Origin of the sequence: Micromonospora sp. NPDC049374, from assembly GCF_040677165.1 — a bacterium.
Lineage (GTDB): Bacteria > Actinomycetota > Actinomycetes > Mycobacteriales > Micromonosporaceae > Micromonospora.
Window position 1 is genome coordinate 249,835 of the sequence record NZ_JBFAQH010000003.1, and the last position, 25,774, is coordinate 275,608.

Annotated in this window: 20 protein-coding genes and 1 pseudogene; 16 read left to right on the forward strand and 5 right to left on the reverse strand. The window is 70.3% G+C overall.

Features of this window, described 5'->3' with window-relative positions; genetic code table 11:
- Positions 1-46: 46 nt before the first annotated feature.
- Positions 47-844 carry an exodeoxyribonuclease III gene (locus AB0J93_RS07125; protein ID WP_363918989.1) on the forward strand — a complete coding sequence of 266 codons (798 nt, stop codon included), beginning with the start codon at positions 47-49 and terminating at the stop codon, positions 842-844.
- A 157-nt stretch (positions 845-1,001) separates the two neighbouring features.
- Positions 1,002-1,313 (forward strand): antibiotic biosynthesis monooxygenase, encoded by a 312-nt coding sequence (locus AB0J93_RS07130; RefSeq protein WP_363918991.1) that lies wholly within the window; start codon positions 1,002-1,004, stop codon positions 1,311-1,313.
- Positions 1,314-1,361: 48 nt separating this feature from the next.
- Here the strand turns inward: AB0J93_RS07130 and AB0J93_RS07135 are convergent.
- Together AB0J93_RS07135 and AB0J93_RS07140 are read right to left on the reverse strand one after the other, a co-directional pair.
- Positions 1,362-1,991: pseudogene (locus tag AB0J93_RS07135) on the reverse strand (class F sortase); the annotation flags it as partial.
- 402 nt (positions 1,992-2,393) lie between these two features.
- On the reverse strand, positions 2,394-2,972 hold the full coding sequence (locus tag AB0J93_RS07140) for a hypothetical protein (RefSeq protein WP_363919468.1): 579 nt from the start codon (positions 2,970-2,972) through the stop codon (positions 2,394-2,396).
- A gap of 265 nt (positions 2,973-3,237) precedes the next feature.
- Here AB0J93_RS07140 and trmB point away from each other — a divergent pair, with 265 nt between their 5' ends.
- From trmB to AB0J93_RS07155, 3 genes are all read left to right on the forward strand, one after another.
- Complete coding sequence (gene trmB / locus AB0J93_RS07145) at positions 3,238-3,861, forward strand: tRNA (guanosine(46)-N7)-methyltransferase TrmB (protein WP_363919470.1); 624 nt, start codon at positions 3,238-3,240, stop codon at positions 3,859-3,861.
- A 128-nt stretch (positions 3,862-3,989) separates the two neighbouring features.
- Positions 3,990-6,494: a DUF3516 domain-containing protein gene (locus tag AB0J93_RS07150; protein ID WP_363918993.1), complete on the forward strand. Its 2,505-nt coding sequence runs from the start codon at positions 3,990-3,992 to the stop codon at positions 6,492-6,494.
- 120 nt (positions 6,495-6,614) lie between these two features.
- A complete protein-coding gene (locus AB0J93_RS07155) occupies positions 6,615-7,259 on the forward strand; it encodes a hypothetical protein (RefSeq protein ID WP_363918995.1) in 645 nt (214 codons plus the stop codon).
- A gap of 214 nt (positions 7,260-7,473) precedes the next feature.
- On the opposite strand, the gene AB0J93_RS07160 is transcribed toward AB0J93_RS07155, so the two are convergent.
- Positions 7,474-7,881 (reverse strand): cytidine deaminase, encoded by a 408-nt coding sequence (locus tag AB0J93_RS07160; RefSeq protein WP_363918997.1) that lies wholly within the window; start codon positions 7,879-7,881, stop codon positions 7,474-7,476.
- 320 nt (positions 7,882-8,201) lie between these two features.
- On the opposite strand from AB0J93_RS07160, the gene hrpA reads away from it, so the two are divergent.
- Positions 8,202-12,260, forward strand: coding sequence for an ATP-dependent RNA helicase HrpA (gene hrpA, locus AB0J93_RS07165; protein ID WP_363918999.1), 4,059 nt, complete (start codon positions 8,202-8,204; stop codon positions 12,258-12,260).
- 4 nt (positions 12,261-12,264) lie between these two features.
- Here the strand turns inward: hrpA and rfbB are convergent, their stop codons facing one another.
- Together rfbB and AB0J93_RS07175 are read right to left on the reverse strand one after the other, a co-directional pair.
- Positions 12,265-13,311 (reverse strand): dTDP-glucose 4,6-dehydratase, encoded by a 1,047-nt coding sequence (gene rfbB, locus AB0J93_RS07170; protein WP_363919001.1) that lies wholly within the window; start codon positions 13,309-13,311, stop codon positions 12,265-12,267.
- A gap of 264 nt (positions 13,312-13,575) precedes the next feature.
- Entirely contained in the window at positions 13,576-14,508 is a 933-nt protein-coding gene (locus AB0J93_RS07175) for a LysR family transcriptional regulator (RefSeq protein WP_363919003.1), read from the reverse strand.
- Positions 14,509-14,585: 77 nt separating this feature from the next.
- Between AB0J93_RS07175 and AB0J93_RS07180 the strand changes: the two genes are divergently transcribed.
- The 10 genes from AB0J93_RS07180 to AB0J93_RS07225 all read left to right on the forward strand — a co-directional run bounded on the left by AB0J93_RS07180 (position 14,586) and on the right by AB0J93_RS07225 (position 25,748).
- Positions 14,586-15,278, forward strand: coding sequence for a succinate dehydrogenase cytochrome b subunit (locus AB0J93_RS07180; protein ID WP_363919005.1), 693 nt, complete (start codon positions 14,586-14,588; stop codon positions 15,276-15,278).
- A 2-nt stretch (positions 15,279-15,280) separates the two neighbouring features.
- A complete protein-coding gene (locus AB0J93_RS07185) occupies positions 15,281-17,218 on the forward strand; it encodes a fumarate reductase/succinate dehydrogenase flavoprotein subunit (protein WP_363919007.1) in 1,938 nt (645 codons plus the stop codon).
- Entirely contained in the window at positions 17,215-17,976 is a 762-nt protein-coding gene (locus tag AB0J93_RS07190) for a succinate dehydrogenase/fumarate reductase iron-sulfur subunit (RefSeq protein WP_357588946.1), read from the forward strand. Before AB0J93_RS07185 ends, AB0J93_RS07190 begins: the two co-directional genes overlap by 4 nt.
- 172 nt (positions 17,977-18,148) lie before the next feature.
- A complete protein-coding gene (locus tag AB0J93_RS07195) occupies positions 18,149-19,330 on the forward strand; it encodes a zinc-dependent alcohol dehydrogenase (RefSeq protein ID WP_363919009.1) in 1,182 nt (393 codons plus the stop codon).
- Positions 19,331-19,411: 81 nt separating this feature from the next.
- Complete coding sequence (locus AB0J93_RS07200; RefSeq protein ID WP_363919011.1) at positions 19,412-20,431, forward strand: serine hydrolase; 1,020 nt, start codon at positions 19,412-19,414, stop codon at positions 20,429-20,431.
- Between the two features lie 52 nt (positions 20,432-20,483).
- Positions 20,484-21,635, forward strand: coding sequence for an MBL fold metallo-hydrolase (locus AB0J93_RS07205; RefSeq protein ID WP_363919013.1), 1,152 nt, complete (start codon positions 20,484-20,486; stop codon positions 21,633-21,635).
- A 142-nt stretch (positions 21,636-21,777) separates the two neighbouring features.
- Positions 21,778-22,995 carry an aminotransferase class I/II-fold pyridoxal phosphate-dependent enzyme gene (locus AB0J93_RS07210; RefSeq protein WP_363919015.1) on the forward strand — a complete coding sequence of 406 codons (1,218 nt, stop codon included), beginning with the start codon at positions 21,778-21,780 and terminating at the stop codon, positions 22,993-22,995.
- Positions 22,996-23,115: 120 nt separating this feature from the next.
- On the forward strand, positions 23,116-24,282 hold the full coding sequence (gene wecB / locus AB0J93_RS07215) for a UDP-N-acetylglucosamine 2-epimerase (non-hydrolyzing) (protein WP_363919017.1): 1,167 nt from the start codon (positions 23,116-23,118) through the stop codon (positions 24,280-24,282).
- A 43-nt stretch (positions 24,283-24,325) separates the two neighbouring features.
- Positions 24,326-24,970 carry a NeuD/PglB/VioB family sugar acetyltransferase gene (locus AB0J93_RS07220; protein ID WP_363919019.1) on the forward strand — a complete coding sequence of 215 codons (645 nt, stop codon included), beginning with the start codon at positions 24,326-24,328 and terminating at the stop codon, positions 24,968-24,970.
- Between the two features lie 205 nt (positions 24,971-25,175).
- A complete protein-coding gene (locus AB0J93_RS07225) occupies positions 25,176-25,748 on the forward strand; it encodes a sugar transferase (protein ID WP_363919021.1) in 573 nt (190 codons plus the stop codon).
- The last annotated feature ends 26 nt before the right edge of the window (positions 25,749-25,774 follow it).

Below are 25,774 nucleotides of genomic sequence, written 5' to 3' on the forward strand. Positions count from 1 at the left end.
GCGTGGCTGCCGCGCGGGTCGGGCCGGGATGGGGCAGGCTGGCGTCATGCGCCTGGCGACGTGGAACGTGAACTCGGTGAAGGCCCGGCTGCCCCGGCTGCTCGACTGGCTGGCCGGCACCGGGCCGGACGTGGTGTGCCTCCAGGAGACCAAGTGCCCGGACGGCGCCTTCCCGGCGACCGAGGTGGGTGAGCTGGGGTACACGGTGGCCAGCCACAGCGACGGCCGGTGGAACGGCGTCGCCATCCTGTCCCGGGTCGGTCTGGCCGACGTCACCGTCGGGTTTCCCGGCGAGCCCGGCTTCCCCGACCCGGAGGCCCGCGCGATCTCGGCCACCTGCGGCGGACTGCGGGTCTGGTCGGTGTACGTGCCGAACGGCCGCACGCCCGACGACCCGCACTACGCGTACAAGTTGGCCTGGTTGGCGGCGCTGCGGGACGCGCTGGACACCGAACTGACGAACCGGGCGCCGCTGGCCGTCTGCGGTGACTTCAACGTGGCACCCACCGACGACGACGTGTGGGATCCGGCGCTGTTCGTCAACTCCACCCACGTCACGCCGCCCGAGCGGGCCGCCCTGGCGGCGCTGCGCGATCTCGGTCTCACCGACGTGGTGCCCACCCCGATGAAGGGCCCGCACCCGTTCACCTACTGGGACTACCGGGCCGGCATGTTCCACCAGAACAAGGGCATGCGCATCGACCTGGTGTACGCCTCGGCCCCGCTGGCCCGTACCGTCCGCTCGGCGTACGTGGACCGGGAGGCCCGCAAGGGCAAGGGCCCCTCGGACCACGCCCCCATCGTCGTCGACGCCGACCTCACCCCCACCGTCGAATCCTTCTGAGTGCCACGCCCGGACACCACCCGCCCGCCCCGCCCGCCCCGATGCCGACCCAGCGGCACGAGATGCCGCAAGTCGGCCTCTCCCGCCGTCCGGAAAGCCCCACTTCCCGCAACCCGCGCACCGCGCCCGCGCCCGGCGGCACGGCTAGGGTGAGGTCATGGCAGTTGTGAAGATCAACGCGATCGACGTTGCGCCCGGTGGCGGCGAGGAGTTGGAGAAGCGGTTCGCCGCTCGGGCCCGCGCGGTGGAGAACTCCCCCGGTTTCCTCGGCTTCGAACTGCTGCGCCCGGTGGCCGGCGAGAACCGCTACTTCGTCTACACCCGGTGGGAGACCGAGCAGGCGTACCAGGACTGGGCCGCCGGCCCCGCCCGAGCCGCCCACGCCACCCCGCCCGGAGCCGAGCGGCGGCCACCCGTCGCCTCCGGTGCCACCCTCCTGGAGTTCGAGGTCGTCCAGCAGGTCCCCTGACCGACCGCCCGTTCACCGCTTCTGGACCGGAGCAGTAGCGGCGAATAGTCAGGACGGGCGGGTGGCGGTGAGGGTGGCGAAGGCGATGACGTTGTCGGCGTAGCCGGTGCCGCCGCCGAGCCACTCGCCGCCGCAGGTGATCAGCCGCAGGCCGGGCGGGCCCTCGTGGCCGTAGACCCGGTCGGCGGGCAGCCGTTCCTTCGGGAAGTGTTCCACCGAGTTCACGGTGAACACGGCCACCGAGTCGTCCTCCCGGGCCACCTCGACGGTGTCTCCCACCTTCAGTTTGCCCAGGTTGTAGAAGACCGACGGGCCGCTCCTGGTGTCCACGTGTCCGACGATGACCGCCGGCCCCGGGTCTCCCGGCACCGGTCCACGGTCGTACCAACCGGTTTCCTCGTGCCGACTCAGGGGCGGCACGGCGATCGAGCCGTCCGGTGCGTCGCCGACCGGCTTCACCGGTGCCGAGACGTCGATCGACGGGATGGACAGGCTCACCGGCCGCGCGGCGGCACGCCCGGCGGATACCGTCGACGCTCCGCCGGAGCCGCCTTCACCGCCGGTGGCAGTCCAGTCGAGGGGTCCTCCGACGGTGTGCCCGAGGCCGGCGCCGGTGGCGAACACGCCGGCCAGCACGAGCACCACCGCGAGCGGCAGCGACCACGGGCTGCGCCCGGAGTGCGCCGCGCGGCCGGACCCGCCGGCACTGCGTGGTGCACGGCGTCGATCGGTGAACGGTGCCGCGGCACGAGCGCGACGGGAGCCGGTGTCCGGCACGGCCGCCCGACCGTGCGGAGGCCGCGTCGAGTCGGGGCCCACCGAACGGTCGCCGTTACGCGGCATGGAACCGGGGCCCGAACGGTCGTCGTTCCGGGGCATGCCCGAACGGTCGTCGGGGGCCGGCGGCGGGCTGGCCGAGGGTACGAACAAGTCGGGTCGATAGCTGGGGCGGGGTGGGCTACCGGCGGGGCGGGCCGGTAGGCCGGCGCCGGTTCGCGGGGTGGCCCGGCCGGAGCCGGTGCGTGCCGGCGTACCGGTGACGTTTGTGGGGCGGGGTGTGCGGGCGGCGGTCATGGCGGCTCACCGTCGGCTGCCGCGACGGCGGGTCGCGGTGACCCAGAGGACCATGCCGGTGACGGTCAGCGCCAGACCGCCGGGGAGCAGCAGACTGGCGCTGATGTTGCCGGCGCCACCGCCGAATCCGGTCGCCGGCCCTCGACTGGGCTTCATGTGGCGTACGACCTGGATCATGGTGGACGCGGTCTCGCCGCCCCGGCATTCCAGCTTGACCCGGTAGTTGCCGGGGAGCACCCGCTCCTTGACCATCGCCGTGCCGGTCAGCAGCCCACGCTGCGGCTGCACGGCGACCCGGCCGAACGCGTCCGAGACGACGATGGCGCCCACCGAGTTGTCGTGGCAGCTGGCCCGGAGCCCGACCAGATGGCCCGGTTCCACCATGCTCGGCGAGACCTCCACGAACACGGTCGGGCCCGGCTGCGGTGCGCCCGCGGGGGCACCGGGTTGCCCACCGCCGGGTTGCCCGGCGACGAGCGGCGCGACGACGGCCCGGACGGGCGCCGCCACGGCCGGTGCCGCCGTCAGCAGCGGGGTGGCCAGGGCGATCGCGAGCAGCGGAGCGAAGGCCACGAGAGTACGCAGCGGAGCAGCGGACAGGGCCGGACGAGTCTGGGTCGCTGCTGACACGATGCCCCCTCCCGGTGCGCCGGTGCGGTCGCCGGGCACTGCCGGACACCCGGTCCTGCCTTTCCCGATGATGGTCTCACCACCGGGCGTACATCACATCCGGTCCGGCGCGGTGCTCGCGTAGGCTCGGTGCGTTGTGACCTCCACCGACCCGACCCCCGCCGTCGCCGCGCCGCACCGGGCGCGGGCCATTCGCACCTACCACCCGCGTCGCGGCCGGATGAGCGGCCGGCAGGTGGCGGCGTTGGAACAGCTCTGGCCGCGGTACGGGCTGCGCGTCGCCGACGTCGACCCGTTCGATCCCGTCGGCCTGTTCGGCCGCCGGGCCCCACTGGTGGTCGAGATCGGATCCGGCATGGGCGACACGACCGCCGAGATGGCCGCCGCCGACCCGGATCGAGATTATCTGGCGGTCGAGGTGCACACCCCGGGAATCGCGAACCTGCTGGACCTGGTCCACCTTCGTGACCTGGGCAATGTCCGGATCGTCGAGGGCGACGCCGTGGAGTTGCTCGATCTGCTGCCAGCCGCCTCGCTGGACGCGGTACACGTCTTCTTCCCGGACCCGTGGCCGAAGTCCCGCCACCACAAGCGGCGGCTGATCCAGCCGACGCATGTGGCGCGGTTGCGTTCCCGGTTGGCTGTCGGCGGCACGCTGCACTGCGCCACCGACTGGGCGGAGTACGCCGAGTCGATGCGGGCGACGCTGGACGCCGACCCGGGCCTGGTCAACGCCTACGACGGGTACGCTCCCCGGCCCGCGTACCGGCCGGTGACCCGGTTCGAGCGGCGGGCGCTGCGCGCCGGCCGCCCGGTCGCCGACCTGATCTACCGCCGCCGTTGAGGTAGCGCGACGACGGCAAGCCGGCGCCCGCGCCCGATGCCAGACCCTGCCCGGCCGGCGTCCACTACCGGTGCCCGGCCCTCCCCGGTTGGCGTCCCGGCGCGTGATCCAGGCACCATGGACCGGCCATGACACTCACCGCCGCGCTGCCGAAGACCGCCAACCCCGACACCCTCTACGACGCGTTCGCCAGTTGGGCGTCCGAGCGCGGCCTGGACCTCTACCCCCACCAGGAGGAGGCGGTCATCGAGATCGTCTCCGGGGCAAACGTGATCATGAATACGCCGACCGGCTCGGGCAAGAGCCTGGTCGCCATCGCCGCGCACTTCGCCGCCCTGGCCGACGACCGGACGACCTTCTACACCGCGCCGATCAAGGCACTCGTGTCGGAGAAGTTCTTCGCGCTCTGTGAGGTCTTCGGTGCCGAGAACGTCGGCATGCTCACCGGCGACGCCAGCGTCAACGCCGACGCCCCGATCATCTGCTGCACCGCGGAGATCCTGGCCAACCTGGCGCTACGCGAGGGCAGCCGGGCCGACGTCGGCCAGGTGGTCATGGACGAGTTCCACTTCTACGCCGAACCCGACCGGGGCTGGGCCTGGCAGGTGCCGCTGATCGAGCTGCCGCAGGCCCAGTTCGTGCTGATGTCGGCCACGCTGGGCGACACCACCCGGTTCGTCGACGATCTGGCCCGGCGTACCGGTCGGCCGACCGCCGTCGTCCGCTCGGCCGAGCGGCCGGTCCCGCTGCTCTTCTCGTACGCGATGACGCCGCTGCACGAGACCCTTGAGGAGCTGCTGGAGACCAAGCAGGCCCCGGTGTACGTCGTGCACTTCACCCAGGCCGCCGCTCTGGAGCGCGCCCAGGCGCTGATGAGCGTCAACGTCTGCACCCGGGCCGAGAAGGACATGATCGCGGCTGCCATCGGTGGGTTCCGGTTCACCTCCGGCTTCGGCAAGACCCTGTCCCGACTGGTCCGGCACGGCATCGGTGTGCACCACGCCGGGATGCTGCCCAAGTACCGCCGGCTGGTGGAGACCCTCGCCCAGGCCGGGCTGCTCAAGGTCATCTGCGGTACGGACACCCTCGGCGTCGGCATCAACGTGCCGATCCGCACGGTGCTGTTCACCGGCCTGTCGAAGTACGACGGGGTACGCACCCGGCTGCTCAAGGCCCGCGAGTTCCACCAGATCGCCGGCCGGGCCGGACGAGCCGGCTTCGACACCATCGGCCGGGTCGTCGTACAGGCGCCCGAACACGTCATCGAGAACGAGAAGGCGCTCGCCAAGGCCGGTGACGACCCGAAGAAGCGGCGCAAGGTGGTCCGCAAGAAGCCCCCGGAGGGCTCCATCGGCTGGGGCAAGCCCACCTTCGACCGCCTGGTGGAGGCCGAACCGGAGCCGCTCACCTCCAGCTTCCAGGTCAGCCACTCGATGCTGCTCAACGTCATCGGCCGCCCCGGCGACGCGTTCGCGGCCATGCGGCACCTGCTCACCGACAACCACGAGGACGCGGCGGCGCAGCGCCGGCACATCCGCCGGGCCATCGCCATCTACCGGGCGTTGCGGGCCGGCGGCGTGGTCGAGGAACTGCCCGAGCCGGACGAGACCGGGCGCCGGGTCCGGCTCACCGTCGACCTGCAACTCGACTTCGCGCTCAACCAGCCGCTGTCACCGCTCGCGCTGGCCACCATCGAGCTGCTGGACAGCGAGTCACCGTCGTACGCCCTGGATGTGCTGTCGGTGATCGAGTCGATCCTCGACGACCCGCGCCAGGTGCTCTCCGCCCAACAGTTCAAGGCCCGCGGCGAGGCGGTCGCCGCGATGAAGGCCGAGGGCATCGAGTACGAGGCCCGGCTCGAACTGCTCGACGAGGTGACCTGGCCCAAGCCGCTCGCCGAGCTGCTGGAGAACGCCTACGAGATGTACCGGCGCGGGCACCCCTGGGTGGCCGATCACCAGCTCTCCCCCAAGTCGGTCGTGCGGGACATGTACGAACGGGCGATGACCTTCACCGAGTTCGTGCAGTTCTACGGGCTGACCCGCTCGGAGGGCCTGGTGCTGCGCTACCTGGCCGACGCGTACAAGACGCTGCGGCAGACGGTGCCCGAGGAGGCCAAGACCGAGGAACTTGTCGACCTGATCGAATGGTTGGGTGAGCTGGTCCGCCAGGTCGACTCCAGCCTCATCGACGAGTGGGAGCGGCTGCGCAACCCGACCGACCTGCCCGAGGTGGCCGCCGCACTGGACGACCGCCCGGCGGCGGTGACCCGCAACCTGCGGGCGTTCCGGGTACTGGTGCGCAACGCCCTGTTCCGGCGGGTCGAGTTGGCCGCGCTACGGCGGTGGGACGCGCTGGGCGAGTTGGACGCGGACTCCGGTTGGCCCGCCGACGCCTGGGCCGACGCGCTGGAGCCCTACTTCGAGTCGTACGACGGCATCGGGACGGGCCCGGACGCCCGCGGCCCGGCGCTGCTGATGATCGAGCAGGGTCGGGAGCGCTGGACGGTGCGGCAGATCCTGGACGACCCGGAGGGCGACCACGACTGGGGCATCAGCGCCGAAGTCGACCTGGCCGCCTCCGACGAGGCGGGCGCCGCCGTCGTCCGGATCACCGACGTCGGCCAGCTCTGAAATTTTTCGTACGAGGGGCCGTCCGGGATGCCCGGGCGGCCCCTTTCGTACCCTGGGCGATGTCAGGGCCGTCGATTAGAATGTATGTACTAATCGAGTTCCTGACCTGGGAGGATGCTCGTGACCGCGCCCATTCCCGCCCCCCTCACGCCGTACGCCACCCTCCTCGGTTTCACCCGGTACGTCGACCGCACCGGGCCGACCAAGGCCAGCTTCGTCGGCGGCCTGCGCCGGCAGCGGGCGAGCCGCTCCGGGTTCAACCCGCACGGCCAGTTCGTCAAGGCACTCAAGGCCGACATCGCCTTCCACACCGGCGGCACCCACCTCGCGCAGGTGGTCGACGTGGTCAAGCCCCGGTGGCGCCCGCTCTACCAGGCGCTCGTGCCCGGCGCGACGGCGTGGCTGCACTCGCTCGGCGAGCCTGCCGGGGTCGACCTGGCCCAGACCCGCGACGCACTGGCCATGCTCGGCGACCTTCCCATCAAGATCAACCCCCACTTCGGCATCCGGTACGCCGACGGTCGCGCCGAGGCGGTGCGCCTGCACTTCGACGAGGCCCCGCCCAGCGAGGAGGCCACACTGGCGGCACTGCACCTGACCACCCGTCACATGGACGCCGTTCTCCCGCACGCCGAGCCGGTCCTGGTCGACGTGCGTCGGGGCATCACCCACCGGATGCCCGACAACGCCCGGCCCGACGAGATCGAACGCTGGCTCGCCGGCGAGGCCGCCGCCTTCCGCGCCATCTGGTCCGCCGCCGCTTAGCGACCACCGGCCGCGGCCGGATGTCCGGTGGGCGAGGCGGGACTGTCCCATTCAGAGCTCTCGACCTTCCGACCCGGCCGCTCTGGGCCCCACCCGGCCCGCACCTGGGCCCAGCCACCCCCCGCTCGGGCCCAGGTGCAGCCCTCCGCCACCACCGGTCCGCCCACCGCGCCGCGCGGTCACGTCGCCCCGGCCGGCCCGCCGCGTTCCGGAGTTATCCAGGGGCAGCGACGCCCGACCCCGCTCGTCCAGGGTGCTGGGGCAGGTCGGCGAGGGGCAGGACCTTTGGGTTCTCGGGCGGACCGACGATGACGCGTAACGCGGGGAAGTGGTCGAGCAGCAGGTGGCTGCAGGCGTCGCAGGGGGTGACCACGATCCTGCCCCGGTCGCCGACCGTGACAATGGTCTCCAGTTCCCCCACGCCCTGGGTGGCGGCGGTCGCGAGAGCCACCACCTCGGGGCAGGCCCCGCCGGTCGCGCGCGCCACGTTCACGGCGGAGATCACCCGGCCGTCAGCGGTACGGGCCGCCGTCGCGAGAGTGTGGGCTGCGCTGCGGCAACGTAGCTTTGCCACCGCGCTGGCAGCCTGCACCAGTGCCCGGTCGGTGTCCCGCATCGTCATCGGCGTCCCCGCGTTCCGTTCCCAACTCGGCGCCCAACGATAGACCTCCGCCGCGCTGGTGCCACCACACCGCCTCCTAATGACTTCTGCTTCAACCCACGCATCAACTCGAGGCCGCAACCGTTGCGCCGGGTGAAGCAGAGCAAAGGGGGCGCGGCGGCCAACCTCCGGCCGCACACCACCGCGCGCCGACCAGGCCCGGGGGCCACGTCGCGACCGGCCCCCAACCCGGCCAGCCCAGCCCGGCCGGAGTAGCCCGGAGCAGGGCCCGGGTAACCAGGAGGCGGACCGGGCAGCGGCTGCCTATCCTTGGCGACGACATGCAGAATCCAGCCTCACCCGCCGCGACCGATCCCGTTCGGGAGTTGCAGCGTCGCCTCTCCCCGCTGATGTTCCGCGACCAGCGGCACCTGCGCCGTCGACTCGACGGGCTGCGGAAGCTACGCGACCCGCAGCGACGCGAGTCGGTGCTGGCGGAGATCGTCGCCGAGACGGCGGCGGCTGAGGGTCGGCTGGAGCGGCGGAAAGCCGCGGTACCGAAGATCGTCTACCCCGCCAGTCTGCCGGTGAGCGAGCGCAAGGATGACATCGCCGCGGCGATCCGCGACCACCAGGTGGTGATCGTGGCGGGCGAGACCGGCTCGGGCAAGACCACCCAGCTGCCGAAGATCTGCCTGGAGCTGGGGCGCGGCGTGCACGGACTGATCGGCCACACCCAGCCTCGGCGGCTGGCCGCGCGTACGGTGGCCGATCGGATCGCCGAGGAGTTGGGCACCGAGCTCGGTGACGTGGTCGGCTACAAGGTGCGCTTCACCGACCAGGTGGGCGAGAACAGCCTGGTCAAGCTGATGACCGACGGCATCCTGCTGGCCGAGTTGCAGACCGACCGGATGCTGCGCCAGTACGACACGCTGATCATCGACGAGGCGCACGAGCGCAGCCTCAACATCGACTTCATTCTCGGGTACCTCAGGCAGCTCCTGCCGCGCCGTCCCGACCTCAAGGTGATCATCACTTCGGCGACCATCGAGACGGACCGGTTCGCGCGGCACTTCGCCGGGCCACCGACCGCCGAGCATCCCGACGGCGAGCCGGCGCCGGTGGTGGAGGTCTCCGGCCGGACCTACCCGGTCGAGGTGCGCTACCGGCCACTGGTCGAGGTCGCCGACGGCGACGAGGAGGACGCGGACGAGGAGAACGTCCGCGACCAGATCCAGGCCATCGGCGACGCCGTCGAGGAGTTGGCCGCCGAGGGGCCGGGCGACATCCTGGTCTTCCTCAGCGGTGAGCGGGAGATCCGGGACACCGCCGAGGCGCTGGGCAAGCTGGTGCAGAACAAGCGGTCGCTGCTCGGCACCGAGATCCTGCCGCTGTACGCCCGACTCAGCGTCGCCGAGCAGCACCGGGTCTTCGCCCCGCACGGCGGGCGGCGGGTGGTGCTGGCCACGAACGTGGCGGAGACCTCGCTGACCGTACCCGGCATCAAGTACGTGGTGGATCCCGGCACCGCCCGGATCTCCCGCTACTCGCAGCGGCTGAAGGTGCAGCGGCTGCCGATCGAGGCGATCTCCCAGGCCAGCGCCAACCAGCGCAAGGGCCGCTGCGGGCGTACCTCGGACGGCATCTGCGTCCGGCTCTACGACGAGCAGGACTTCGACTCCCGTCCCGAGTTCACCGACCCGGAGATCCTGCGGACCAACCTGGCCTCGGTCATCCTCCAGATGACCGCCATCGGCCTGGGCGACATCGCCGCGTTCCCGTTCATCGACCCGCCGGACCGCCGCAATGTCACCGACGGGGTGAACCTGCTGCACGAGTTGGGTGCCATCGACCCGGCCGAGACCGAGCCGACGAAACGCCTCACCACCCTCGGCCGGCGGCTGGCCCAGCTGCCGGTCGACCCCCGGCTGGCCCGGATGGTGCTGGAGGGCGAACGCAACGGCTGCGCCACCGAGGTGATGGTGATCGCCGCGGCCCTGTCGATCCAGGATCCGCGTGAGCGGCCGGCGGACAAGCAGGCCCAGGCCGACCAGGCGCACGCCCGGTTCGCCGACAAGGAGTCCGACTTCGTCGCGTACCTCAACCTGTGGCGGTACCTGCGGGAGCAGCAGCGGGCGCTCTCCTCCAGCGCGTTCCGCCGGATGTGTCGGGCCGAGTACCTCAACTACCTGCGGGTCCGAGAGTGGCAGGACATCGTCAGTCAGTTGCGGCAGGTCCTGCGTACCCCTGACGACAGGAACCGGGGACGCGGCCGGCGGGGCGCCACGGACGGCGCGCCCGACGGCGGCGGGCGACGCCAGGCCGGCGCGGACCTGCCGGAGGAGATCGACACACCGAAGGTGCACCAGTCGCTGCTGCCCGGTCTGCTGTCGCACATCGGCCTCAAGGACGCGCAGAAGCACGAGTACCTGGGGGCGCGAGGGGCGAAGTTCGCCCTGTTCCCGGGTTCGGCGCTGTTCCGCAAGCCACCCCGCTGGGTGATGGCCGCCGAGCTGGTGGAGACCTCCCGGCTGTGGGGGCGGGTGAACGGGCGGATCGAACCGGAGTGGGTCGAACCGCTCGCCCAGCACCTGGTCAAGCGCAGCTACAGCGAGCCGCACTGGGAGAAGAAGCAGGCGGCGGTGATGGCGTACGAGAAGGTCACCCTCTTCGGCGTCCCGCTTGTCACCTCCCGCAAGGTCAACTTCGGTCGGATCGACCCGACGCTGAGCCGGGAGCTGTTCATCCGGCACGCGCTGGTGGAGGGCGACTGGTCCACCCACCACCAGTTCTGGCGGGACAACCAGCGGCTGCTGACCGAGGTGGAGGAGTTGGAGAACCGCGCCCGGCGACGCGACATCCTGGTCGACGACGAGACCATCTTCCAGTTCTACGACGAGCGGATCCCGGCCGAGGTGGTCTCCGGGCGGCATTTCGACAGTTGGTGGAAGACGACCCGGCGGGAGCGGCCCGAGCTGCTCACCTTCACCCGGGAGCTGCTTGTCAACGCGGGCCGGGGTGGGCTGGACGAGGCCGACTTCCCCGACGAGTGGCGGGCCGAGGGGGTGGCGCTGCCGCTGACGTACACGTTCGACCCGGGTACGGCGACCGACGGCGTGACGGTGGACATCCCGTTGCCGTTGCTCAACCAGGTGCCCGCCGAGAGCTTCGACTGGCAGGTGCCGGGGCTGCGTGAGGAACTGGTGGTGGCGCTGATCCGGTCGCTGCCGAAGCCGATCCGGCGCAACTTCGTGCCGGTGCCCGACTACGCCCGCGCCGCGCTGGCCGCGATCACCCCGGGCGAGGAGCCGCTGCTGGACGCGTTGACCCGGCAGTTGCGGCGGATGACCGGGGTGAGCGTGCCGAGGGACGCCTGGGATCTGGGCAGGCTGCCGCCGCATCTGCGGGTCACCTTCCGGGTGCTCGGTGACGACGACAAACCGGTCGCCGAGGGCAAGGATCTGCCGGCCCTGCAACGTCAGCTCAAGGCGGAGGTACGCCAGGTGGTGGCCGCCGCCGCGCCGGAGGTGTCCCGTTCGGGGCTGACCGGCTGGGAGATCGGTACGCTGCCGCGCACCATCGAGCAGGTACGGGCCGGGTACGCGGTGACTGCCTACCCGGCGCTTGTGGACGAGGGCGCCACGGTCGGGGTGAAGGTGTTCGACTCCCCGGCCGAGCAGGAGGCCGCGCACTGGGCCGGCACCCGTCGGCTGCTGCGGCTGACCGTGCCGTCGCCGGCGAAGTTCCTTCAGGGGCGGCTGACCAACGAGGCGAAGCTGGCGTTGTCCCGTAACCCGCACGGCGGGGTGCAGGCGTTGATCGAGGACGCGGCCGGCGCGGCCATCGACAAGCTGATCGTCGACGCGGGCGGCCCGGCCTGGGACGAGGCGGGCTTCGCCGCGCTACGCGAGAAGGTCCGGGCCGAGCTGGTCGACACGGTGGTGGCGGTGATGGACCGGGTCCGGGCGGTGCTCGCCACCGCGTACGCGGTGCAGCAGCGCCTCGGCGCGACCAGGAACCTGGCCGTGGTGGCCGCCCTGGCCGACATCCGCAACCAGCTCACCGGCCTCGTGCACGCCGGCTTCATCACCGAGGCCGGGTACGCCCGGCTGCCCGACCTGCTGCGCTACCTGACCGCGATCGAGCGCCGGCTGGACCGGCTGCCGAGCAATCCGGCGCGGGACAAACAGCAGCAGGACCGCGTGGCGGTGGTGCAGCGGGAGTACGACGAGATGCTCGCCATACTCCCGCCGGCCCGACGCAACTCCGTCGCCGTGCGGCAGATCCGCTGGATGATCGAGGAGCTGCGCGTGAGTATCTTCGCGCAGGCCCTGGGCACCCCGTACCCGATCTCGGATCAGCGCATCTATCGCGCCATGGACGACGCCGAAGGGCGCTGATCGCTCAGCCGACCTGCACTGGGAACTCCCAGCCGACCGGCAGATCCGCCACCGAGCGGGTCAGTTCGGCACCCGCCGAGCGGGGCTCCGGACAGGTCGAGGCCCACCAGTCTCGGTTTTCCCGGTACCACTGGAAGACCTCGGCCAGCCCGTCGGCGAACTTGATCCGTGGCTCGTAGGCCAACTCCTCGGAGATCTTGCGGAAGTCGAGCGAGTAACGCTGGTCCTGCACCTTCCGGTCGGCGACGTACCGGACCCGGTCCCAGTCGGCACCGGCCAGTAGCAGGATCCGCTCGGCCAGGTCCCGATTGGTCAACTCGACATCGCCACCGATGTTGTAGACCTCGCCGGCGCGCCCCTTGGCCAACACGAGCGCGATGGCCCGGCAGTGGTCATCGACGTGCAACCACTCCCGTACCGCGCTACCGTCGCCGTGCAGGGTGATGTCCCGACCGGAGAGCAGGCTGGTCACGAAGCGTGGGATGACCTTCTCCACGTGCTGGTACGGCCCGTAGTTGTTGGCACACCTGGTGATCGACACGTCCAGGTCGTAGGTCCGCCAGTAGGAACGCACCACGCAGTCGCTCGCGGCCTTGGAGGCAGCGTACGGGGAGTTCGGTTCGAGCAGGCAGCGCTCGTCCCAGGAGCCCTCCGCGATCGAGCCGTACACCTCGTCGGTGGAGACGTGCACGACGCGGCTGACACCGCTGCGGACGCATTCGGCCATCAGCCGGTGCGATCCCATCACGTTGCTTTCGAAGAATGGCGAAGGATCGTCGATCGACCGGTCGACGTGCGATTCGGCCGCGAAGTGCACCACCACGTCGTGGCCCGGCACCACATCGCGCAGAAGCGACTCGTCGGCGATGTCGCCCCGAATGAAGCTCAGCCGCGGATGGGTGGCGGGCAGATTCCTGCGATTACTGGCGTACGTGAGTTTGTCCAGCACTGTGACAGCGCTGCCTTCGAAGCCGAGGTAGCGTCCGTCCAGTAGGCACCGGGTGAAGTGCGACCCGATGAAGCCAGCACCACCGGTCACCAGGATCCTCATGTATGTGGCCTCCCTGCCACGCGAATCCGCGCATCGTCTATCCCGCCACCCCCGGGCTGTCCGGGTGGGTTACCACTCATCCACCCTGTGGTCGCGCCGCGCCCGCAGATGGTTCTGGCCTCGAAAAGCGACAAATGAGGGTGCTAGCCCCCGTGCAAGACCTCACGATAGGTGACGGGAGTGCCGTTGGTGGCGATATCGGGCCCTTAAGGACGAATTAAGCATCGGGCCCCACAAGCGGACACCAGGCTTAACTCAGCGGGCTCAGCTCAGGGGTTCGACGCCGGGTGGGAGTTGGGCGGTGGCGGTGGCGGTGTGGACGTAGTCGAGCAGGATTCGGCGTAGCTCGCGGCCGGCGTGGGTGGGCACCGCGTCCCGGCGGCGGGCCACGGCGATGGTCCGGCGTACGCCGGGTGGGGCGAGCCGGGTGACGCGGATGCCGGCCCGGCGGGCCACCACCATGCCGGGTACCACGGCGATGCCCAGCCCGGCCTCGACGAAGCTGAGCACCGCGTCCATCTCACCGCCGTCCACCGACAGGGTCGGTTCGAAGCCGGCGTCCCGGCACGCCTGGAGGGTGGCGTCGCGCAGGTCGTAACCCTCGCGGAACATCACCATCGGCTGGTCGCGCAGGTCGGTGATGCGCAGGTCGGCACCGGGCGTGGCGGTGGGCACCGGGTCTACCGAGGCGACCACCAGGCTCTCGGTGAGGATCGGGTCGGCTCGCAGGCCGGGGTCGGTGCCCTGGGCGGGCATGATGATCAGCGCCAGGTCGAGGTCGCCGCGGAGTAGGTCACGGACGAGGTCCTGCGAGCCGCCCTCCTCCATCCGCAGGTCGACGGTGGGGTGGGCGTCGCGGAACCGGCGGAGCACCGGCGGGGCGAGCGAGGTGGCGAGGCTGGGGGTGGCACCGAGGCGTACCCGGCCGCGCCGCAGGCCGACCAGTTCCTGCACCTCCCGGGTGGCGGTCTCGACGTCGGCCAGGATCCGCTTGGCCAGCGGCAGCAGCACCTCCCCCGCCGCGGTGAGCGTTATGTTGCCCCTTACCCGCTCGAACAGGGGCGCACCCAGGGTGTCCTCCAGTGCGTGAATTTGCTTACTCAATGAGGGCTGGGTGATGCCCACGATGTCGGCCGCCTGGGTGAAATGTCGTACTTCAGCCACCGCGACGAAGTACTTCAGCTGATGGAGCTGCATCTACATAGCTTATGGCTATCAAGACTGCGGTGTCGATGCATTGGACGACTGATCAAAGTGCTCCTAGCGTCGGTCGAGTGGTAGTCACGACGAGAACCCGGTCGCCCATCCGATCCAATGTCGGCCTCAAGGCCGTCATGGCGGTGACGGGCATCCTGCTGGTGCTGTTCCTCATCGCCCACATGCTGGGCAACCTGAAGATCTTCTCGGGCGCGACATCGTTCGACCACTACGCGCACTGGCTGCGTGAACTCGGCGTCCCGCTGCTGCCCAGCGCCGGGTTCCTGTGGATCCAACGGGTCGGCCTGCTGGCGGCGGTGCTGCTGCACATCTGGGCCGCCACGGTCCTGGCGCTGCGCGCCCGGGCCGCCCGGCCGGTGCGCTACGCCCACCGCAAGAAGGTCCGGGGCAGCTACGCGGCCCGCACCATGCGCTGGGGCGGCGTGATCATCCTGCTCTTCGTGGTCTACCACATCCTCGACCTGACCACCGGCACGCTGAACCCGGTCGGCGACCCGTCCCGGCCGTACGCGAACGTGGTCGCCGACTTCGCTCCGGAGCGCTGGTACGTCACGCTCTTCTACGCCGTGGCGGTCGTCGCGCTCGGCTTCCACCTGCGGCACGGCGTGTTCAGCGCGCTGCGCAGCCTCGGCCAGCAGACACCGAGCGGCGAGCAGCGGGCCCGGGCGGTGGCGCTGGTCTTCGCCGTCGTGCTCTGTGCCGGCTACCTCGTGGTCCCGTTCGCCGTACTCACCGGATTGGTGTCCTGACCATGGATCTGTTCACCGAGGGCGACCCGATCGCCGACACCAGGGCTCCCGACGGCCCGATCGAGACCCGGTGGGAGCGCCGCCGTTTCGAGGCCAAGCTGGTCAACCCGGCCAACCGCCGCAAGATGACAGTCATCGTGGTCGGCACCGGCCTGGCCGGCGGCTCCGCCGCCGCCACGCTCGCCGAACAGGGCTACCGGGTCAAGTCCTACTGCTACCAGGACAGCCCCCGCCGGGCGCACTCGATCGCCGCGCAGGGCGGCATCAACGCCGCCAAGAACTACCGCAACGACGGCGACTCGGTGCACCGGCTCTTCTACGACACCGTCAAGGGCGGTGACTTCCGCTCCCGCGAGTCGAACGTGCACCGGCTGGCCGAGGTCTCGGTCAACATCATCGACCAGTGCGTCGCCCAGGGTGTGCCGTTCGCCCGCGAGTACGGCGGCCTGCTCGACACCCGGTCGTTCGGCGGCGCGCAGGTGCAGCGCACCTTCTACGCCCGGGGCCAGACGGGCCAGCAGCTGCTGCTCGGGGCGTACCAGGCGGTGGAGCGGCAGATCGGCCTGGGCAACGTGGAGATGAACTCCCGGCACGAGATGCTGGAGCTGATCGTCGTCGACGGCAAGGCCCGGGGCATCGTGGTCCGGGACATGGTCACCGGCGAGATCACCACGGAGTTCGCCGACGCCGTGGTGCTCGCCTCCGGCGGCTACGGCAACGTCTTCTACCTCTCCACGAACGCCAAGGGCTGCAACGTCACCGCCACCTGGCGGGCGCACCGCAAGGGCGCGTACTTCGCCAACCCCTGCTACACCCAGATCCACCCGACCTGCATCCCGGTCTCCGGCGACCACCAGTCGAAGCTGACCCTGATGAGCGAGTCGCTGCGCAACGACGGCCGGGTGTGGGTGCCGAAGGCCAAGGACGACGACCGCGACCCCCGCGACATCCCCGAAGACGAGCGCGACTACTACCTGGAGCGCATCTACCCGTCCTTCGGCAACCTGGTGCCCCGCGACATCGCCTCCCGCGCCGCGAAGAACGTCTGCGACGAGGGCCGGGGCGTGGGCCCGACGAAGCTCGGGGTCTACCTCGACTTCGCCGACGCCATCGACCGGCTGGGCCGCAAGGCCATCGAGGCCAAGTACGGCAACCTCTTCGAGATGTACGAGCGGATCACCGGCGAGGACCCGTACGAGGTCCCGATGCGGATCTACCCCGCCGTGCACTACACGATGGGCGGCCTCTGGGTCGATTACGACCTCCAGTCGACGATCCCCGGCCTGTTCGTCATCGGTGAGGCGAACTTCTCCGACCACGGCGCGAACCGGCTCGGCGCCTCGGCGCTGATGCAGGGCCTGGCCGACGGGTACTTCGTGCTGCCCAACACGGTCGCCAACTACCTCGCCGCCGGTCCGTTCGAGAAGGTCGACGCGACCCACCCGGCGGCCGTCGAGGCCCGTCGCGACGTGGAGGACCGCATCCAGCGACTGCTCGCGATCAACGGTGACCGCACGGTGGACTCGTTCCACCGTGAGCTGGGCCAGATCATGTGGGAGCACTGCGGCATGGAGCGCTCCGAGGCCGGGCTGCGCAAGGCCATCGACGAGATCCGTGCCCTGCGTGAGCAGTTCTGGCAGCGGGTACGGGTGCCGGGTAACGGCGAAGGGCTGAACCAGTCGCTGGAGAAGGCCGGCCGGGTCGCCGACTTCTTCGAGCTGGCCGAGCTGATGTGCATCGACGCCCTGCACCGCGAGGAGTCCTGCGGCGGCCACTTCCGCGCCGAGCACCAGACTCCCGAGGGCGAGGCCCAGCGCGACGACGAGCGGTTCGCGTACGTCGCGGCCTGGGAGTTCACCGCCACGGGCGAACTCTCGGTGCTGCACAAGGAAAACCTGAACTTCGAATACGTCCACCCCACGCAGCGGAGCTACAAGTGAACCTGACCCTGCGCATCTGGCGCCAGTCCGGCCCCCAGGACAAGGGTCGGATGGTGAAGTACCAGGTCGACGACGTCTCCCCGGACATGTCGTTCCTGGAGATGCTCGACGTGCTCAACGAGCGGCTCATCCTCGCCGGTGAGGAGCCGGTGGCCTTCGACCACGACTGCCGTGAGGGCATCTGCGGCATGTGCGGCCTCATGATCAACGGGGACGCGCACGGCCCGCAGCGCGGCACCACCGCCTGCCAGCTGCACATGCGGCAGTTCAAAGACGGCGACACCATCGACATCGAGCCGTGGCGGGCCCGGGCCTTCCCGGTCATCAAGGACCTGGTGGTCAACCGCAACGCCTTCGACAAGATCATCGCTGCCGGTGGGTACGTCACCGCGCCGACCGGCAGCGCCCCGGAGGCGCACTCCGTGCCGGTGGCCAAGGCCGACGCCGACTCGGCCTTCGAGTCCGCCGCCTGCATCGGCTGCGGTGCCTGCGTGGCGGCCTGCCCGAACGGCTCCGGCATGCTGTTCACCGCCGCCAAGGTCACCCAGCTGTCGCTGCTGCCGCAGGGCCAGCCGGAGCGCTACACCCGGGTGATCGGCATGGTCGACGCGCACGACGAGGCCGGCTTCGGCGGCTGCACCAACGCCGGCGAGTGCACCGTGGTCTGCCCGAAGGGCATCCCGCTGACCACCATCGGCCGCCTCAACCGCGACTACCTCGCCGCCACCACCCGCCACGCCGACACCCCCGGCACCTGACCCCACCCACCCCACCCACCCCACCCCCACCCATCCCCTCCGTTGATCATGAGGTTGGCGGCAGTTTGAAGATCAACGATTGCCGCCAACCTCATGATCAACACATCGGGAGGTGGGGTTTGTCGGTTTGGGGGTAGAGGGTTGGGGAGGGCGGCGAGGTGGAGGAGGCGGCATGCGGGCGTTGACCTGGCACGGCAAGCGGGACGTACGGGTCGAGGAGGTGCCCGACCCGAGGATCGAGGACCCGACCGACGCGATCGTGCGGATCACCTCCACCGCCATCTGCGGCTCCGACCTGCACCTGTACGAAGTCCTGGGGCCCTACCTCAAGCCGGGTGACATCCTCGGCCACGAACCGATGGGCATCGTCGAGGAGGTCGGGCCCGGGGTGACCCGCCTCAAGCCCGGCGACCGGGTGGTGGTGCCGTTCAACATCGCCTGCGGATCCTGCTGGATGTGCCAGCGGCAGCTCTACGCCCAGTGCGAGACCACCCAGGTCACCGCCGAGGGCAAGGGCGCCGCCCTGTTCGGCTACACCTCCCTCTACGGCGCGGTGCCCGGCGGGCAGGCCCAGCTCCTCCGCGTCCCGCACGCCGAGTTCGGCCCGATCAAGGTGCCGGCCGACGGGCCGGACGAGCGGTGGCTCTACCTCTCCGACATTCTGCCGACCGCCTGGCAGGCGGTGAAGTACGCCGACACGCCGCGCGGCGGCACCCTGGCGGTCTTCGGGCTGGGGCCGGTCGGCCAGTTCTGCGCCCGCATCGGCCGCCACCTCGGCGCCGAGCGGGTGATCGGCCTCGACGTGGTGCCGGAGCGGCTGGAGATGGCCCGCCGGCACGGTGTGGAGGTGCTCGACATCTCCCAGCTCGACGACGTGCCCGGCACGTTGATCGACCTGGTGGACGGACGCGGGCCGGACGCCGTGATCGACGCGGTCGGAATGGAGTCGCACGGCGCGCCGCTGGGCAAGATGGCTCAGGCCGCCGCCGGACTGCTGCCGGACAAGATTGCCCAGCCGATGATCGACAAGGTCGGGGTGGACCGGCTGGTCGCGCTCAAGGCCGCGCTCAAGGCCGTCCGACGCGGCGGCACCGTCTCCATCTCCGGGGTGTACGGCGGCGAGGTCGACCCGTTGCCGCTGATGGAGATGTTCGACCGGGGCATCCAGGTGCGGATGGGTCAGTGCCACGTGCGGCGCTGGACCGACGAGATCATCCCGCTGCTCACCGACGACGACCCGCTCGGCGTGGCCGACCTGCGTACCCACCGGCTGCCGCTGGAGGAGGCGCCACAGGCGTACGAGATGTTCCAGAAGAAGCAGGACGGCTGCGTGAAGGTCGTCCTCGCCCCGTGAGCCCAGCCACGGGATCACGCACGTCGATCCTTCGGCCTAGGGTGTGTCGTGTACACACCAGGGGACCGATGGGAGAGACGAGTGACCATCCGGATGGACCGCAGGACCGCGCTCGGCCTGGGCACCGTGGCGACGGCCGGCACCGTGCTCGGCACCGGAGTGCCCGCCGCCGCTGACCCCGCCGAGGAGGCGGGCACGGCAGGCGGGCCGCGCGACCGCGAACGGCTCGCCGCCCGCATCGCCGCCGTCTTCCAGCGGGAGAGCACCCGGGCCGGTGGCAACTGGCAGGCGTACGTCAGCCTGGCCAGCCCGGACGGGCCGTTGGTCGCGGTGAACGAGTCGGCGGACCTGCGGATCGAGGCGTACAGCGTCAACAAGATCGCCGTGGCGGTCGCGGTGCTGGACAAGGTCGACCGGGGTCTGCTCGCCCTCGACCACCAGGTGGAGGTGACCGAGGCGATCGTGGTGCCCGGCGGCGACGGCATCTTCAGCCTGGACGGCGCCTACCCCAGCCTGGTCACCGTCGGCCACGTCCTGGCGAACCTGCTTACCGTCTCCGACGACACCGCGGTACGGCTCTGCGGGCTGGTCTGCCCGGCCGCCGAGGTCAACCAGATCCTGGTCGCGAAGGGCTTCCCGAACACCCAGGTGCAGCCGGTGGCCAACCCGAACCGCTTCTTCCTGGGCACCAGCACGCCACGGGAGACCCACGACCTGCTGCGGGCGCTTGTCGCCGGCACCCTGCTCTCCCCCGCCTCGACCGATCGCGTGCTGCGGCTGCTGCGCTCGCCGGTGGCGTTCACCGACGGGGTGCGCCGGGAGATGTCCTCCGCCGAACGGGCCCGCGTCGCCACCAAGGCCGGCTGGTTCGTCGACGCCCGACACGAAGCTGGCGTGATCTTCGACACCGCCGGCGCGCCACTTGTGACGTACGCCCTCTTCGCCGACGGGCAGGCCGGCGCGGACGACTTCGGCGCCACCCACCCCGCCGTGCAGGCACGGGCCCGGTGGGGCCGGCGGGTCATGGACCTCACCGCCGGTTTCGGCGGCACCGGCACCACCCACCGCAAGCACACGTACCGCCCCAGCAACGGCGGCTGAACCCTGCCGGTGACGGCTACCGTGGACCTCGGGGATCAACCAAGGGGGAACCATGCGGGCGCCGAACGAGCCGAGCGGACGTACCACCGGTCGGCGGATCACCGGATCGGTGGCGGGCCTGGCCGCGTTGGCCGGGCTCGCCGGAGCGGCCTGGGCCGCGCGGAACGTGCCGGCCGCGATCGGCGGCCGGCTGGCCGGCGCTCGCGCCGAACGGGCGGCCCGGTCACCACAGTTCCGCGACGGCACCTTCCACAACCGGACGGACACCCGCACGATGGTGCCCGTCAGCGACCGCAACCTGTTCCGGGAACTGCTCTTCGGCAAGCAGAAGCGTCGGCCGGTCGCACCCGTGCCGCTGCTGCGGCCGGCCGCCGAGACCGGAATCGACCCGGCGCGCGAGCTGAACATCGTCTGGTACGGCCACGCCTCCACCCTGATCGAGATCGAGGGCAAGCGGGTGCTGCTTGACCCGGTGTGGAGCGACAGGTGCTCCCCGTCGACGGCGGTCGGCCCGCGTCGACTGCACGAACCGCCGGTACGCCTCGACGAACTGCCCCGCCTCGACGCGATCCTGATCTCCCACGACCACTACGACCACCTCGACATGGGTACGGTGCGGGAACTGACCGCCCGGCAGTCGGCACCGTTCCTGGTGCCGCTCGGGGTCGGTGCCCACCTCGACCGCTGGGGCGTACCGGCGGAGCGGATCATCGAGTTGGACTGGTCGCAGACCCACCGGGTGGCCGAGCTGGAGATCACCTGCACCGCCGCCCAGCACTTCTCCGGCCGGGGCCTGCGCCGCAACGGCACGCTGTGGAGTTCCTGGGTGGTGGCCGGTCAGCAGCGCCGCGTCTACTACACCGGAGACTCCGGCTACTTCGGCGGGTACGCCGAGATCGGCGCCGCACACGGCCCGTTCGACGTGACGCTGATGCAGATCGGCGCGTACGACCATGCCTGGCCGGGCATCCACATGTTCCCGGAGGAGGCGGTCGCCGCCCACCTGGACCTGCGCGGCGGGCTCTTCCTGCCGGTCCACTGGGCCACGTTCAACCTCGCGCTGCACGACTGGTCCGAGCCGGTGGACCGGCTCTGGGCCGAGGCGAAGGCCCGCGACGTGCGGCTGGCCGTGCCGCGCCCCGGCGAGCGGGTGGTGGTCGACGACCCGCCCCCGGTCGACGGCTGGTGGCAGGCCATCGCCTGAGAAAGGTTGTCGACCAGGTCGATAACGCACGACCGGGTGAATGGGCGATTTTGCCCCCATTAGGGCGACACCCGTTCACGGTTACGTCGTTGACCTTCCGAGGAACAAGCGGGGGTGCCCCCGTTTACGACGGGAGGTTCAGATGACGGTACGCGAACACAACGCTGGCCATCCGCCTTCCCAGCACACGATCGAGCAGGTCTGGCTCGCCAATCCAGGAATCGGGCCGACGGCGGAGCGTATCTGGCTCTCAAGTCCCGACGTCGGGCCGTTGGAAGAGTCGTACCTGGTCAGAGCACTGCGATCCGGTTGGGTCGCGCCGGTGGGCCCCGAGGTCGACGCGTTCGAGCGGGAAGTCGCCGCGCGAGTGGGCCGGGCACACGCGGCCGCGCTCACGTCGGGCACCGCCGGGTTGCACCTGGCCCTACTCGCCCTCGGCGCGGGCCCCGGCGACGCGGTGGTGGTTCCCACGCTGACCTTCGTGGCCACCGCCAACGCGGTCGTCTATACCGGGGCCGAGCCAGTCTTCGTGGACTGTGAGCCGGAATCCGGCAACCTGGACCCGGACCTTCTCGAACGGACGCTGGACGAGTTGCGCCGTGCCCGGCGGCGAGTGGCTGCGGTGCTGCCGGTGGACATGTTTGGGTCCTGCGCCGACTACGGACGCATCCTGCCGATCGGCGCATCGGCCGGTGTACCCATTATCGAGGATGCCGCAGAGGCGCTCGGCGCGGTCCAGGACGGCCATCCGGCAGGCGCCTTCGGCCGGGCGGCGGTCCTTTCCTTCAACGGCAACAAAATGATCACCACCTCCAACGGTGGAATGTTGGTCTCCGACGACCAGGATCTGATCGCCCGGTGCCGTTATTTGTCCACGCAGGCGCGGCAGCCGGTCACGCACTACGAGCACACCGACATCGGCTACAACTACCGATTGAGCAACCTCCTCGCCGCACTCGGCCGAGCCCAACTGCGTCGGTTGGACGGCATGTTGGAACGTCGACGCGCCCACCGCGAGCGGTACGCCAAGCTGTTCAGTGCCGTGCCTGGCGTGCGGCTGCTTGGTGACCGGGACGCTGGTGCCAACTGCTGGCTGACAAGCATCGTGGTTGATCCGGCAGTGGCCGGATGGCAGGTCGGCGATCTGGCCGCGCATCTCGGGGCGCTCGACATCGAGACCCGACCGATCTGGAAACCCATGCACCTGCAGCCGGTGTTCCGTGGGGCGCGCAGCGTGCTGTCCGGTGCCGCCGAGCAACTGTTCAATGACGGTCTGGCCCTGCCCAGCGGGTCAGCCCTGACCGACCAGCAGGTCGCCCGGGTGACCGCCGCCATCGGCGACTTCCTCGACCGCCGATGACCGTCCGCTACCGGACACGTCCTCGTTCTGAACCACTACGCCGCACCGATGACGGCGGTCGGCCGCCGTTGGGGCCGAGAGCACGTGCCGATGTCCCTCGCCACCGGACAGGACTGACCCATGCCCACTGTCATGCTGGTCGCCGGAACGCGGCCGAACTTCATGAAGATCAAACCCGTTCTGGACGCGCTGGAGAAACGCGCGGCACACGTTGTGCTGGTGCATGCAGGCCAGCACTACGACCATGCCATGAGCGAGGTGTTCTTCGCCGACCTGGGATTACGCGCGCCTGATCGGCACCTCGGGACCGGCTCCGGAACGGTGGTGCAACAGACGGCACGGATCATGACCGCTTTCGAGCCCGTCCTGGCCGACATCGCGCCCGACGCGGTCGTCGTGGTGGGCGACGTGACCGCGACGCTCGCCTGCGCTCTGGTGACCGCGCACAGTGGGATCACCCTGGCCCACGTGGAGGCCGGTCTGCGCAGTCGGGACTGGGACATGCCTGAGGAGATCAACCGGGTCGTGGTGGACCGGGTCAGCGACCTTCTCTTCGCCCCCTCGCCGGACGCCGTGGACAACCTGCATGGCGAGGGTTATCACCCCCACCAGATCCGTCTCGTCGGCAACGTCATGGTCGACACCCTCCTGGCCAACCTCTCCCGCGCGCGCGAGTCGAACGTGCTGGCCCGCAACGGGCTGAAAGCTGGTGAGTTCGGGCTGGTCACGCTCCACCGACCGAGCAACGTGGATGATCCGGTCGCCCTCGGCACCCTGATGACGGCGCTGGGGGAGGTCGCACGCTTGTTACCGCTGGTGATGACCGTCCACCCGAGGACCGCGAAACGACTGGATGCGTCCGGCATCCCCACCGGTCTGCAGCTGTTGCCGCCCGCCGGATACCTGGACTTCCTCAGCTTGCAGGCCGAGGCGCGGATGGTGCTGACCGACTCCGGCGGTGTGCAGGAGGAGACCACCGTACTCGGCGTGCCATGTCTCACGCTGCGCGAGAGCACCGAGCGCCCGATCACCATCGCCCAAGGTACGAACACCCTGGTAGGTCGTGACCCGCAGCGCATCATCGGTGCCGCCACCCGGATCCTGCACACGCCACCACCACGACGCTGCCCCGCACTGTGGGACGGCCGGGCTGCCGAGCGGATTGCCGACATTCTGCTCGATCACCTCGCCGCACCGGTCCGGAACCGTCCGACGGACCTACCCGCCAGTGGGCTCGATGGAACGGGCCACCCGGCCAACCGCGCGGTGGCGCGTCAACGACGGTGACGGCCTCCGACGCGCCGAAACCCTGCGGAGGTGACCGATCAGGATGACCATCGGCCTCGTCATCATCGGCTGCGGTGGCCACGGTCGGGAAATCGCCCAACTCGTGGCGGCCGTCAACGAGGCGAACGGCCGGCTGGTGTGGCGGCTGGTCGGCTTCGTTGACGACGCGCCCTCGGAGATCAACCGTAAGCGAGCCGAGGCGACCGGAGCCCCGTACCTCGGCACGCTCGCAGTGCTTCACGATCTGCCCCCGCAGACCCATGTCACGCTCGGGCTGGGCGATCCCACCATCCGGCGAACCGTGGACACCCGGATCGACGCGCTCGGCTTGCCCGCAGCCAGTCTCGTACACCCGGACGCCACCGTGGGTGCCAACCTCAACGCAGCCGAGGGCCTGGTGGTGTTTGCCGGTGCCCGAATCACCACAAACGTCACCGCAGGGCGGCACCTGCACGTCAACCAGAACGCTACCCTCGCCCACGACTGCGTTGTCAGCGACCATGTGTCGCTGCACCCGCTCGCCGCCGTCTCCGGCGACTGCCGCCTCGGCACCGCCGCCCTGATCGGAGCGGGTGCTGTGGTGCTGCCCCGGCTGCATATCGGTGCCGGAGCAACGGTAGGAGCCGGCGCCTGCGTCGTACGCGACGTCCCGCCGAACGTTGTGGTCAAGGGCGTGCCGGCTCGCTGAATCACACCCGAAGCCGTCGCCCCGACCAACAAAACTACCTTGAATCCGATGTTTCGACGTACGCCCACATTATGCCTGATAAAAACCTTATGGACGCAATGACCGTTTGACCCGGACGGAGGTCGGATCCGTGTCCACATCCTCGCCTGCTGCGCCCGTACGCCGGCCCCGACACGCGCAACCGAACGACCAGGTGAAGCGGGTCGTGGACGTGGTCCTGGCAGTCACGCTACTGCTGCTGACGGCACCGGTGATGATGGTGGTAGCGGTGGCGGTCGCCGTAGGGCTGGGGCGACCGGTCTTGTTCCGGCAGTGCCGCATCGGGCTGAACGAGCGCCCATTCGAGCTGGTCAAGTTTCGTACCATGCGCGAGCCACACGGCGATCTGATCAGCGACGCCGATCGACTCACTCCGCTCGGTCGTTGGCTGCGCGCCACCAGCCTGGATGAGTTGCCCACCTTCTGGAACGTCCTGCGCGGGGATATGAGCCTCGTCGGGCCTCGACCGCTGCTCCCTCAGTATCTCAGTCGCTATTCGCCCACTCAGGCGCGGCGGCACATAGTTCGCCCGGGTGTCACCGGTTTGGCGCAGGTGCGCGGGCGCAACAGCCTCGACTGGGACGACAGGCTCGCGCTTGACGTCGAGTACGTGGAGCGCCGCAGCTTCCGACTCGACCTGTCGATCCTGGTCGCAACCGTCGGTACCACGCTGCGCCGGGACGGAATCTGCGCCGAGGGCCATGCGACCGCACCGGAGTTCCTCGGAAGCCAGCGCTGACTTCGATCAGGACGAAGCCCTAGTGC